The sequence below is a fragment of the Methylobacterium sp. SyP6R genome (assembly GCF_019216885.1).
In the GTDB taxonomy this organism is placed as follows: Bacteria; Pseudomonadota; Alphaproteobacteria; order Rhizobiales; family Beijerinckiaceae; genus Methylobacterium.
This window is the reverse complement of sequence record NZ_JAAQRC020000001.1, coordinates 2,255,429-2,267,482: the sequence shown is the minus strand read 5'-3', so window position 1 is coordinate 2,267,482 and position 12,054 is coordinate 2,255,429. Positions and strand designations below refer to the sequence as shown.

The following is a 12,054-nucleotide window of genomic DNA, read 5'->3' as shown; positions in this document are numbered from 1 at the left end:
CCGGTTATGCTGCAACGCACCCTGTCCCTCGGAAACTGTTCGGTGACGATACAGAGGGGGATGATCGACGGCCATGCTGTTCCAGCCGCCCGTCTTCGAGACGATCTTCCGCACCCCCGTCGAGCATCGTCTGGTGATCCGGGGCTCGCGCAGCCGCGGCGCCCCGCTGGACGGCGTGCGCTGGTACCACGACGAGTTCGACGCCACCGGAGCCCTGGTCGCCCGCTACGAGACCTACGACGAGACCGACGAAGCCGGGCAGGACCGCTGCGGCTGGCGCCGCTACGACGCCGCCGGCCGGCTCGTCGCCCGGCACGAGGTGGCGATGCGCTGGTCGGCCCTCGTCGTCCTGAAGCAGTCGCGCCGCGCCGCCGAGATCGCGCTGCAACGGGTCGGCGCGCCCGCGCCGCTTCCCCGCCGGGCCTGGCGGCCCGATCGCGTCTCCGCCGCCTGATCCGGAGCCCGTTCGAGCGGTCGCGTCGATCGATTCGGGCACACAGGCCGATCCCTCTCGGCGTCATGACCCGCCACGTCGCGCCGCCCGCACCGGCGGAGGCTGAGCGGACCTGCGTTGGCTTGCCAACGCAAGTCCGCTTAGGTTCTTGTTTCGTCCCAGATTTTTGGCGCCGAACCGGCCACCGCTTCGGCGAAATCTGCTGAGGCCGATCGTGCGCCATCCGCGGTCGGATGGGCCCTTCGCGGCCGCTCCGAATCGGCCTAAAGTCCTGCCCCGAGTCGGCCCGCACCAGAACGGGCCGGCCATCGGAGGAGGCAGCCATGCACGAAGTGGTGCGCATCACGGTGCGGCCCGACGGCCGCTACACGCTCTATCGCGGCGAGACGCCGCTGATCTTCGGGCTGACGCGCGAGATGGCCTTCAGCCTGGCCGAAAGCTGCGGCGTCGTCATCGAGCGCGCCTACAGCATCAACTGAGGGTCATGCCTCGCCGCTGGTGCGCAGACGGGGCCAGACGAGGTCGGCGGCGAGCGACGCCGCCGTGCCGCAGCCGCAGCCGAACACCTTGACCAGAAAATCCGCGACGCGACCGTGCCGGGTCGCCTCGAGCAGCTGGAACGCCTCCAGGGCGCCCGCCGCCGCCACGACCAGCACCAGCACCCGCCAGCGGTGGCGCGGATAGCCGAGGGCGAACAGGAAGGCGAGCACCGCGAAGGCGCCGGCCCGCTCGATCGAGACCGGCAGGGCGCTCACCGGCCGGTAGCCGATCGGCACCACGGTCGCCGCCGTGATGGCGGCCAGGATCAGCCAGCCGAGAATGCGCGACGCTCTGGACATGCGAGGGGAGACCCGTGCGGGCATCGACAAGGACGCGGAGGGTGCGGTGCCAGAACACGGCGCGCTCCGCAATCCTGGCCCGAAAGGTTTACGATTCCCTTCGAGCCGGCTGCGTCACCGTGACCGCGATCAGGCGAGGCCCGGTACCACCAGCGCGCCCTCGGCGGCCCCGCTGCCCGCCGCGAACACCACCCGGCCGCCCTCGAGCCGGGCCCGGCCGCTCGCCACCAGGGCGAGCGCCGCGGGGTAGATCCGGTGCTCCTGCACCAGGACCCGGGCGCTCAAGGAATCTTCGTCGTCCTCCGGCAGCACCGGCACGACGGCCTGGGCGACGATCGGGCCGGCATCGAGTTCGGGCACCACGAAATGCACCGTGCAGCCATGCACCCGCACGCCGGCCTCCAGCGCCTGGGCATGGGTGTGGGTGCCGCGGAACAGGGGCAGCAGGGAGGGGTGGATGTTGAGCATCCGCCCGGCCCACGATTCGACGAACCAGGGCGTCAGCACCCGCATGAAGCCGGCGAGCACCAGAAGCTCGACGCCGTGCCGGCGTAGCTCCGCATCGAGCGCCCGCTCGAAGGCGGCCCGGTCGGAAAAGGCGCGGTGATCGACCGCCGCGGTGGCGAGCCCGGCCTGCGCCGCGCGGGTAAGACCGGGTGCGTCCGGCCGGTTCGAGGCGACGAGCCCGATCTCGGCCGGGTAGTCCGGTGCCTGCGCGGCCTCGATCAGCGACACCATGTTGGAGCCGCGGCCCGAGATGAGGATCGCGATCCGGGTGCGCGTGCTCATAGGGCGAGCCGCCCCGTGAAGGTCACCGGCGCCTCGCCCCGCGGGGTGATCTGCCCCAGCCGCACCGGCGCCTCGCCGGCCGCCCGGAGCGCCTGCTCCACCGCCTGGACCTGAGCCGGATCGACCACCACCACCATGCCGATGCCGCAATTGAAGGTGCGCAGCATCTCGGCCTCGGCGACGTTGCCCTGGCGGGCGATCCAGCCGAAGACCGGCGGCACCGTCACCGCGTCGAGGTCGATGGCGATGCCGACGCCGTCGGGCAGGACGCGGGGCAGGTTGTCGGGGAAGCCGCCGCCGGTGATGTGGGCGAGCGCCTTGATGGCGCCGTGGCCGGTCGCCTTCAGGGCCGCCAGCAGCGGCTTGACGTAGATCCGGGTCGGCTCCAGCAGCGCCTCGCCGAGGCTGACGCCTTCCGCGAAGGGCGCAGGCGCGTCGTAGCCGAGACCTGAGGCCGCCACGATCCGGCGCACCAGCGAGAACCCGTTCGAGTGCACGCCCGAGGAGGGCAGGCCGAGCACCACGTCGCCGGGCGCGATGCCGGCGACCGGCAAGAGCGCCCCGCGCTCGGCGGCGCCGACCGAGAAGCCGGCGAGGTCGTAGTCGGACCCGTCATAGAGCCCCGGCATCTCGGCGGTCTCGCCGCCGATCAGCGCGCACCCGGCCTGGCGGCAGCCCTCGGCGATGCCCTTGACGATGTCGGCGCCCACCCCCGGCACCAGTTTGCCGGTGGCGTAGTAGTCGAGGAAGAACAGGGGCTCGGCGCCCTGGACGATGATGTCGTTGACGCACATCGCCACGAGGTCGATGCCGATCGTGGCGTGGCGCCCGGTCTCGATCGCGATCTTGACCTTGGTGCCGACGCCGTCATTGGCCGCGACCAGGATCGCGTCCTTGAAGCCCGCCGCCTTCAGGTCGAACAGGCCGCCGAAGCCGCCGATCTCCGCGTCCGCTCCCGGCCGGCGGGTCGCCCGCACCAGGGGCTTGATCGCCTCGACCAGGGCGTTGCCGGCATCGATGTCGACGCCGGCCTCCGCGTAGGTCATCCCGTTCTGGCGCTCGCCCGTCGTCATCCCTCGACCCTTCGCCTCGATCCGTCCCATGCTGCGACCGCTCTTAGCCGCTCTTGTGAGGGATCGCGAGTCTTGCCCGCGACCGCGAGGCAGGGCAGCCGGGGAGCCATGTCCTCGGGGAGCCATGTCCTTGCCGCACCTGCCGTTGTCGACGATGCTGCTCCGATCGCTGCCGAACCTGATCACCGCCGCGCGCCTCGCCCTGGTGCCGTTCGTCGTCTGGGGCATCGCCCGCGAGGCCTGGGGCACCGCCTTCCTGCTGTTTGCCGTGGCAGGGCTCTCCGACGGCATCGACGGTGTCCTCGCCCGCCGCTACGGCCTGGCGAGCCGGCTCGGCGCGATCCTCGATCCGCTCGCCGACAAGGCCCTGATGCTCGCCGTGCTGGTGAGCCTGACGCTGGCCGGCCTCGTGCCGCCCTGGTTCCCGGCCGTGCTGGTCGCCCGCGACGCCCTGATCGTCGTCGGCGCCGCCCTCGCCCGCCGCGCCGGCCGCCCGCTGGAGACCCCGCCGCTCGCGATCGGCAAGTTCAACACCGCCGGCCAGATCGCCTTCCTGGCCTGGCTCCTCGGCAGCCGGGCGCTCGGGATCGCGGCGGTGGGGGCTGAGGCGGTTGTGATGCCGGTGCTCGCCGGGCTGTCGGTCGCGTCCGCGGTGGCGCAGGGGCTTGCAGCGTGGCGAGGGGGAGCGGCGACGGGTCGGTGAGCTGGACGCTCCTGCGCCGATTTGTTTCTGGCCTGTTTTTGGAAAGGTATTTTTCGGCGCACCGAGAAAATTTTATTTACCTTGAGTAATATTGAATAAAAATCGTAGAATGGGCTGCGCGCGATTCGCGGCGAGGCGAAATAATAACACGATGAACATCACCGGAGATTATAACAACAATGTTCTTTATGGAACAGAGTATGATGATGTGATCGATGGAGCGTTAGGGAATGACGTTCTGATCGGCAAAGGTGGTAATGATACGTTTCTGGTGAAAGGGGGGCAAGGACCCGATCACTACGACGGCGGTTCGGGGTACGACAAAATTTCGATCGAACAAGTTCCGTGGTACTATAATTACATTTGGCTTGAGATAGCCTCTATGGAAAGCGTCGAGTTAATTGACAATAAAAGTCAACTTGCAGCTTACATTGTAACTGATAATTACCTAAATCTAAATGGAACTGAGCTAAGAGGTATAAATGACATAAGAGGCATGGCTGGCACGCAGTATATAAAGGGAAGTCGACAAAATGATATTATTAAAGGGCTGGATGGCGACGATTTTCTGGAGGGATACATCGGTAATGACACACTCTGCGGTGACAATGGGGCGGACGAGATAGTCGGGGGTCGCGGCAACGACGCACTTTACGGTGGGGCTGGTGCTGACAAATTTGTGTTCGACACCGGCCATGGCGCTGACATCATTTACGACTTCGAGGATGGCGTAGACAAAATCCTGTTTCCCGCTGACCTCAGTTACAGCTTCGCTGCCTCTGGCAACGGCACTCTCGTGACCGCTGGGACGACCAGTATACTTTTGTCTGGAGTTTCTTCAGCGTTGATCAGCGCCGACGATTTCGGCACGACTCCTTACAACATATACGGGTAGCATAGATGGCGGCTGTCACGCTATCTGACGCGACAGCCGCCTCGAGATATGCCGCTTGAACCGCCGCTCCCCTTGAATGGATCGGACGGAAGGCCTTTTCTGTCTTGTTTCAGGCAGTCGATGTGAATTTAGGCGCGTGATATTTAATAAGGAAAAATTTATTGCTCGACGTCCGTTGCCCCGTAGTCGACTTCGAGAAGTACTGTGCCCTGATCGTAAAACCTGAGGATATTATTGTCATCCATCTTCATGATTAATTGTCCTGTTGTCTTGTCCCGTGCTTCGAATTTGCCAATGCGGAGTTGGCCATCAGTCCCCTGCGAGACGATTTTGCCGGAAATGTCCGCAACTTCAGCGACGCCCGCCGTCAATGTTGCGATTTTATCCCGAAGTGCTCCAAGAAAGTTCAGATATGACAAATTGCTTTGTTCAATGACATCTCCCCCGCTGGTTCTGCCAGTCGTGTAGGAAAAATCTGATTTAAAATAGTCTTCCATGATGGAAAATATTTTTTCTCCTTCTCGCATTTGTTCCGGCCAGCGATGATAGCCCGGGGTCACGGCGTCGATGGCCTTCTGCGCAGCCTCCTTCCTGGCAAAATCCACCATGATGGCGCGATACTCTGGGTCCTCAATGTCCTCCGGGCGGTCGTAGTACCGCACACCCTGGCTGCTGCCGTGATTCGGGCTCGCCCAGATCTCAGCCGCGCGCAAAGCTGCGTCGCCGATCTTGGCCGCCGCCGCCTTGCTCGCGGCGGTGGTCTCGACGGAGATCGTGTTGACGATCTTGAGGATCGCGGCAGCAGCCTCGTCCGTGTCCTCCGGTCCGATGCCGCCCACGCGGCCGTGAAAGACCGGCCCAGTCGTTTGCAGGAGCGTGGTGATATACGACGCCGGTGTATTGCCGATGCTGGTCATGGCACCTCCTGAACACGGCGCAGGCGCCGGGAACTGCGCAGGCCGATATCGATTTTTGAGTGTATCTCTTGTTTATCCGATTTATTTCCCAGCGGCAATGCCAAGAAGATGTCGGGAATGGACTTTATCTGAAAAGCGATCTTTTATTTTTTTTCGGTCGTGATATATTTTATTAACCTATTTCCGCAGGGCAGCCGGCGCCGGAATCCCGAAGCGCCCGCAGGCCGGGCTTGACCCTGCGGCGGCGCCCTTCCATCTCGGACCGGCCGGGACGCGACGGATTCGCGGGGGCGACGGGGGTGAGCCGAGCATGCCGATCCAACGCCGGGCCGCCATCACCCTGGCGGTCGTCGCCCTCGTGGTGTTCCTGCTCTACCAGCTGCGCGACGTGCTCCTGCCCTTCGTGGCCGGCGCGGCGCTCGCCTATGCCCTCGATCCGGTCGCCGACCGGCTGGAGCGGCTCGGGCTCGGGCGGCTCACCGCGACGCTGATCATCCTGGCGACGTTCCTGCTCGGGCTGATCCTGGCCCTGATCCTGGTGGTGCCGCTCGCGGCCAACCAGGTCGCGGCGCTCGTCGCCTCGCTGCCGGCGATGATCGCGAAGCTCCAGGCGATCATCGCCGAGCGGGCCGGGCCCCTGATCGAGCGGGCCGGCGGCCACGGCGCGCTCCAGGAGCTGCAATCCTCGGTCGGCAACCTGATGGGCCAGGCGGTGGCCTGGATCCTCGGCTTCCTGCGCTCGCTGTGGTCGGGCAGCCAGGCGGTGGTCGGGATCGTCTCGCTCCTGGTGGTGACGCCCGTGGTGGCGTTCTACCTCCTCGTCGACTGGGACCGGATGATCGCGACCCTCGACCGCTGGGTGCCGCCGCGCCACCGCGCCACCGCCCGGATGCTCGCCCGCGACATCGACGGGGCGATCACCGCCTTCATCCGCGGTCAGACCCTCGTCTGCCTGATCCTCGGCACGTTCTATGCGGTCGGCCTGTGGTGCGTCGGGCTGAATTTCGGCGTGCTGATCGGCCTGATGGCCGGCCTCCTCACCTTCATCCCGTATGTCGGCTCGCTGACCGGCTTCCTGCTCTCCACCGGCGTCGCCCTGGTGCAGTTCTGGCCCGACTGGGTCCCGGTGGTGCTGACGGTCGGGATCTTCCTGGTCGGCCAGTTCCTCGAGGGCAACGTGCTCCAGCCCAAGCTCGTCGGGGATGCGGTGCGGCTGCACCCGGTCTGGCTGATGTTCGCGCTGCTCGCCTTCGGCTCGCTGTTCGGCTTCCTCGGCCTGCTGCTGGCGGTGCCGGTGGCGGCGGCGCTCGGGGTCGTCGCCCGCTTCGCGGTCAAGCGCTACCTCGAGAGCCGGCTCTACCACGACGGCACGCCGATCCTGACCGCCGACGCCACCGTCGCCGCGGTCACGGTGGCGAAACCGGCGCCGCCCGCCATATCGAAGCCGTGACCACATCGAAGCCCTGAACCCATTGCCGGGACCCCCGACACCGCATGTCCGACCGACCGCGCCAGCTCGCCCTCGACCTGCCCGTCGCGCCCCGCTTCGGCTCCGAGGACTTCCTGGTCAGCCCCTCGAACGAGGGGGCCTATGCCCGCATCGAGGCCTGGCCCGACTGGCCGGACCGGGTCCTCGTGCTCACCGGCCCGCCGGGCAGCGGCAAGAGCCACCTCGCGGCGATCTTCGCCGAGCGCTCGGGCGCCCTGACAGTCCCGGTCGCCGCCGTGACGGCGGCGGCGGTGCCGGATCTGGCGGAGGCCGACGCCCTGGTGATCGAGGATGCCGACCGCGAGGGGGGGCGCGACGAGGCCGCCCTGTTCCACCTCCTCAACCTCGCCCGCGAGCGGTCCTCAAGCGTGGTGGTGACGGCGTCCCGCCCCGTCGAGGCCTGGGGGCTCTCGGTCGCCGACCTGCGCTCGCGCCTGCGGCTGGCGCCCGGCGTCCATCTCGCGCCGCCCGACGAGGCGCTGCTCAAGGTCGTGCTGGTCAAGCTCTTCCTCGACCGCCAGCTCGTCGTCGATACCAGCGTCGTCGACGCCCTGGCCCTGCGCCTCGACCGGTCGCTGGCGCGGGCCCGCGACGTGGTGGCGCTCCTCGACCGCGAGGGCCTGAGCCGGCGCCGGCGCATCACCCGGCCCCTGGCGCTCGCCACCCTGGCGGCCCTGGAAGGGGAGCGGGGGGAGGAGGATCCGGAAGAGGATCCTGGCGACGAGTCCGATCAAGACTGAGCCCACGGCGCCAGGGCGTGCCCGCGGCGCCACTTGCAAGCACGAACGGTTATCGCCCGCGCCGTTCACGCAAATGTCAAACTGTCCTGTCACCGGGTAAGGCGGGAAGCCGCGACCTGGCGTCGATCCAAGGAGGAACCATCGTGTCGGACACCGCTGCCGGAACCAGTGCTATCCCGGTCCTCGACGAGACCGAGGCGACGCCTGAGACGGGGGAGGGCGCCCGGCGCGACGAGGCCGAGATCCTCGCCGAGTCCAAAACGGCCCCCAAGACGGCGTCCAAGACGGCGTCCACGACCGGGGACGAGGTCGTCGAGGACGCCGCCCGCCAGGCCAGGGCCGATGCGGTCGCGGCCGGCCGGGCCCTGCGCCACGAGCCGGGCCGCTACGTCAACCGCGAGTTATCGTGGCTGCAGTTCAACCGCCGGGTGCTGGAGGAGGCCTCGAATACCGGCCATCCGCTGCTCGAACAGCTGCGCTTCTTGTCGATCTCGGCCAACAACCTCGACGAGTTCTTCATGGTGCGGGTCGCCGGCCTGCACGACCAGGTCCGGGCCGGGCTGACCGCGCCGTCGGCCGATGGCCTGTCGCCGGCCGAGCAACTCGCCCGCATCGACGCCGAGGTCACCGGGCTCGCCGGCGACCAGCAGCGGCGCTGGAGCGAATTGCGCGAGGAACTGCACCACAACGGCATCGACCTCGTCGAGGCGATGGACCTCTCGGCGGAGGAGGCGGCCTGGCTCGAGGATTACTTCCTCCAGCACATCTTCCCCGTCCTGACGCCTCTCGCCATCGACCCGGCCCATCCGTTCCCGTTCATCCCGAATCTCGGCTCGACCATCGCGCTCACCCTGGTGCGCCCGCGCGATGCAAGGGTGCTGCGCGCGCTGATCCGCCTGCCCTCGATCATCGACCGCTTCGTGCGCCTGCCCGATCTCGGCCAGACCGGCACCGCCCGGTTCATCGCCATCGAGCAGGTGATCGTGCTGTTCACCAGCCGCCTGTTCCCGGGCTACCTGGTCAAGGGCCAGGGCGGCTTCCGGGTGGTGCGCGATTCCGACCTCGAGATCGAGGAGGAGGCCGAGGACCTGGTGCGCCACTTCGAGACGGCGTTGAAGCAGCGCCGCCGCGGCGTGGTGATCCGCCTCGAAGTCGTCGCCACCATGCCGGAGGACCTGCGCAACTTCGTCGCCGACGAACTGGAGATCGCGTCCGACGCGGTGTTCGTGGTCGAGGGGATGCTCGCCCTCAACGAACTCTCGCAGATCGTCGGCATCGACCGGCCGGACCTGAAGTTCAAGCCCTACAACCCGCGCTTCCCCGAGCGCATCCGCGAGAGCGGCGGCGATTGCTTCGCGGCGATCCGCCAGAAGGACTTCATCGTCCACCACCCCTACGAATCGTTCGATTCGGTGGTGCAGTTCCTGTCCCAGGCCGCCCGCGACCCGAACGTGGTGGCGATCAAGCAGACGCTCTACCGTACCTCCTCCAACTCCCCGATCGTCGCGGCTCTCGCCGAGGCGGCGGAGGCCGGCAAGTCGGTGACGGCCCTCGTCGAGCTGAAGGCGCGCTTCGACGAGGAGGCCAACATCCGCTGGGCCCGCAACCTCGAGAAGGCCGGCGCGCAAGTCGTGTTCGGCTTCATCGAGCTGAAGACCCACGCCAAGCTCTCGATGGTGGTGCGCCGCGAGGGCGACCGCCTGGTGAGCTACTGCCATGTCGGCACCGGCAACTACCACCCGATCACGGCGCGCATCTATACGGACCTGTCGTTCTTCACCGCCGATCCGGTGATCGGCCGCGATGTGTCGCGGATCTTCAACTTCATCACCGGCTATGCCGAGCCGGCGGAGCTGGAGCGGATGGCGGTCTCGCCGCTGACCCTGAAGAAGCGCCTTCTGGAGCACATCGCCGAGGAAATCGCGCATGCGAAGGCCGGGCGGCCGGCGGCGATCTGGATCAAGTGCAACTCGCTGGTCGACACCCAGATCATCGACGCGCTCTACGACGCGAGCGAGGCGGGCGTCGCGATCGACTGCGTGGTGCGCGGCATCTGCTGCCTCCGGCCCGGGGTGCCGGGCCTGTCGGAGAACATCCGGGTCAAGTCGATCGTCGGGCGCTTCCTGGAGCACGGCCGGGTCTACGCCTTCGGCAACGGCGTCGGCCTGCCCCACCCCAAGGCGCGGGTCTACATCTCGTCGGCGGACCTGATGAGCCGCAACCTCGACCGCAGGGTGGAGGCGATGCTGCCGATCCTCAACCCGACGGTGCACCAGCAGGTGCTCGACCAGATCATGATGGCGAATCTCCTCGACAACCAGCAGAGCTGGCGTGTACTGGCGTCCGGCGCGAGCGAGCGGATCGGGCCCGCCGAGGGCGAGGAACCCTTCAACGCGCACAAGTATTTCATGACCAACCCGAGCCTGTCGGGGCGCGGGAAGGCATCGAAGAAATCGAGTCCGCGCGCCCTCAGCCGGCGCGCCCAGCGCGCCTGATACGAGGTCCCAGGCCGGTCCCGGGGTCCCTGTCCGTCGGGCGGCGCTCCCGTGATGAGGACCTGGATGGGCCTGGATCAGACCGCCCTCAACGAAGCCGCACTCGCCCGGATCGAGCCAGGCAGCCCCGTCGCCATCATCGATATCGGGTCGAACTCCGTCCGGCTGGTCGCCTATTCGGGCATCAGCCGGGCACCGACCCCGCTCTACAACGAGAAGGTCCTGTGCGGCCTCGGCCGCAACGTGCTCTCCACCGGCCGCCTCAACGAGGAGGCGGTGCGCCGCGCCCTCCAGGCGCTCGCCCGGTTCCGGGTCCTGTGCGAGACCATGCATGTCGGCCAGGTCTTCGTGCTGGCCACCGCCGCCGCCCGCGACGCCGAGAACGGCCCGGCCTTCCTGGAGGCGGCGCGGGCCGCCTGCGGCCACCCGATCGAGCTCCTGTCGGGCCGGCGCGAGGCGGAGCTGTCGGCCTACGGCGTCATCTCGGGGTTCCACGCGCCGGACGGCGTGGTGGGCGATCTCGGCGGCGGCAGCCTCGAACTCGTCGATTTGCGCGGCTCGGCGGTCGGCAGCGGCGTGACCATGCCGCTGGGCGGCCTGGCCCTCCAGGATCTCAGCGGCGGCTCGCTCAAGAAAGCCCGCAAGATCGCGGCCGAAGCGCTGAAGAAAGCGGGCCCGCAGCTCGACACGCTCAAGGGCCGCACCTTCTACGCCGTCGGCGGCACCTGGCGGGCGCTGGCCCGCCTGCACCAGGCGGCGCGGGATTATCGCCTGCACGTCATGCACGGCTACACCATCGAGCCGAACGACGAGCTGTCGTTCCTTCAGGTCGTCGAGCAATCCGACGCCGCGACGCTCGCCGCCGTCGAGAGCGTGTCGGAAGCGCGCCGCCCGCTGCTCGCCTATGGGGCGGTGGTGCTGGAGGAGCTGATCCGCTCCGGGCGCCCGCGGGAGATCGCGATCTCGGCCACCGGCGTGCGCGAGGGCCTGCTCTACGAGAAGCTCGACGACGCGGCGCGGGCCCGCGACCCGTTGCTGCTGGCGGCGGCCGAGCTCAACCGCCTGCGCTGCCGCAGCCCGGGCCACGGCCCCGAATTGCAGGCCTGGACCGACGCCTTCATGGCGAGCCTGTCGACGCCCGAGACCGCCGACGAGCGCCGGCTTCGCCATGCCGCGTGCCTCCTCGCCGACGTCAACTGGCGCACCCATCCGGATTACCGCGGCGAGCAGAGCCTCAACGTCATCGCCCACGCCTCCTTCGTCGGCATCGACCATCCGGGCCGGGCCTATCTGGCCGTCGCGGTGTTCTTCCGCCACGAGGGCGTCGCCCCCGAGAAGGCGAGCCCGCTCCTTCGCCAGCTCGCCGGCCCGCGCCTGTTCGAGCAGGCGCGGCTGCTCGGCGCCGTCCTGCGCGTCGCCTTCCCGGTCTCGGTGGCGATGGAGGGCGTCCTGCCGCGCACGCCGCTGGCGATGCGCGACGGCGCGGTCGTCCTGACGCTTCCGCACGCCCTGCGGGATCTGGCCAGCGACCGGCTGTCGAACCGCCTGCGCGGCCTCGGGCGGCTCCTCGGGGTCGAGGCGCGGATCGAGATCGAGGGGTAGGGGGATCGCGGGGTTCGGCCGGCCGGGAATCTCCGCTAAGGTTCCCGCGCCTGTCCCC

General features: G+C 68.1%; 12 protein-coding genes. 8 read left to right on the top strand and 4 right to left on the bottom strand.

Annotation, left to right across the window (positions count from 1 at the left end):
* Positions 1-73: 73 nt before the first annotated feature.
* Together HBB12_RS10500 and HBB12_RS10495 are read left to right on the top strand one after the other, a co-directional pair.
* Complete coding sequence (locus HBB12_RS10500) at positions 74-454, top strand: hypothetical protein (protein WP_236989292.1); 381 nt, start codon at positions 74-76, stop codon at positions 452-454.
* 323 nt (positions 455-777) lie between these two features.
* The gene (locus tag HBB12_RS10495; RefSeq protein WP_236989291.1) at positions 778-933 is read left to right on the top strand and encodes a hypothetical protein; all 156 of its coding nucleotides are present in this window, start codon (positions 778-780) and stop codon (positions 931-933) included.
* 3 nt (positions 934-936) lie between these two features.
* Here HBB12_RS10495 and HBB12_RS10490 read toward each other — a convergent pair whose 3' ends face one another.
* The 3 genes from HBB12_RS10490 to purM all read right to left on the bottom strand — a co-directional run bounded on the left by HBB12_RS10490 (position 937) and on the right by purM (position 3,155).
* Positions 937-1,293 carry a VanZ family protein gene (locus tag HBB12_RS10490; protein WP_236989290.1) on the bottom strand — a complete coding sequence of 119 codons (357 nt, stop codon included), beginning with the start codon at positions 1,291-1,293 and terminating at the stop codon, positions 937-939.
* A 129-nt stretch (positions 1,294-1,422) separates the two neighbouring features.
* The gene (purN, locus tag HBB12_RS10485; RefSeq protein ID WP_236989289.1) at positions 1,423-2,082 is read right to left on the bottom strand and encodes a phosphoribosylglycinamide formyltransferase; all 660 of its coding nucleotides are present in this window, start codon (positions 2,080-2,082) and stop codon (positions 1,423-1,425) included.
* A complete protein-coding gene (purM, locus tag HBB12_RS10480; RefSeq protein WP_236989288.1) occupies positions 2,079-3,155 on the bottom strand; it encodes a phosphoribosylformylglycinamidine cyclo-ligase in 1,077 nt (358 codons plus the stop codon). Before purM ends, purN begins: the two co-directional genes overlap by 4 nt.
* A gap of 124 nt (positions 3,156-3,279) precedes the next feature.
* On the opposite strand from purM, the gene HBB12_RS10475 reads away from it, so the two are divergent.
* Both HBB12_RS10475 and HBB12_RS34270 read left to right on the top strand, forming a co-directional pair.
* Positions 3,280-3,858 (top strand): CDP-alcohol phosphatidyltransferase family protein, encoded by a 579-nt coding sequence (locus HBB12_RS10475; protein ID WP_236989287.1) that lies wholly within the window; start codon positions 3,280-3,282, stop codon positions 3,856-3,858.
* Between the two features lie 151 nt (positions 3,859-4,009).
* Positions 4,010-4,753, top strand: coding sequence for a calcium-binding protein (locus HBB12_RS34270; RefSeq protein ID WP_272913263.1), 744 nt, complete (start codon positions 4,010-4,012; stop codon positions 4,751-4,753).
* A gap of 158 nt (positions 4,754-4,911) precedes the next feature.
* On the opposite strand, the gene HBB12_RS10460 is transcribed toward HBB12_RS34270, so the two are convergent.
* Entirely contained in the window at positions 4,912-5,670 is a 759-nt protein-coding gene (locus tag HBB12_RS10460; protein WP_236989286.1) for a hypothetical protein, read from the bottom strand.
* Positions 5,671-5,986: 316 nt separating this feature from the next.
* Here HBB12_RS10460 and HBB12_RS10455 point away from each other — a divergent pair, with 316 nt between their 5' ends.
* The 4 genes from HBB12_RS10455 (at position 5,987) to ppx (ending at position 11,996) form a co-directional block, all read left to right on the top strand.
* Positions 5,987-7,120 (top strand): AI-2E family transporter, encoded by a 1,134-nt coding sequence (locus HBB12_RS10455; RefSeq protein ID WP_236992738.1) that lies wholly within the window; start codon positions 5,987-5,989, stop codon positions 7,118-7,120.
* A gap of 44 nt (positions 7,121-7,164) precedes the next feature.
* A complete protein-coding gene (locus tag HBB12_RS10450; RefSeq protein ID WP_236989285.1) occupies positions 7,165-7,899 on the top strand; it encodes a P-loop NTPase family protein in 735 nt (244 codons plus the stop codon).
* 242 nt (positions 7,900-8,141) lie between these two features.
* The gene (locus HBB12_RS10445) at positions 8,142-10,394 is read left to right on the top strand and encodes an RNA degradosome polyphosphate kinase (protein WP_442919354.1); all 2,253 of its coding nucleotides are present in this window, start codon (positions 8,142-8,144) and stop codon (positions 10,392-10,394) included.
* 66 nt (positions 10,395-10,460) lie between these two features.
* The gene (gene ppx, locus HBB12_RS10440) at positions 10,461-11,996 is read left to right on the top strand and encodes an exopolyphosphatase (RefSeq protein ID WP_236989283.1); all 1,536 of its coding nucleotides are present in this window, start codon (positions 10,461-10,463) and stop codon (positions 11,994-11,996) included.
* Positions 11,997-12,054: the final 58 nt, after the last annotated feature.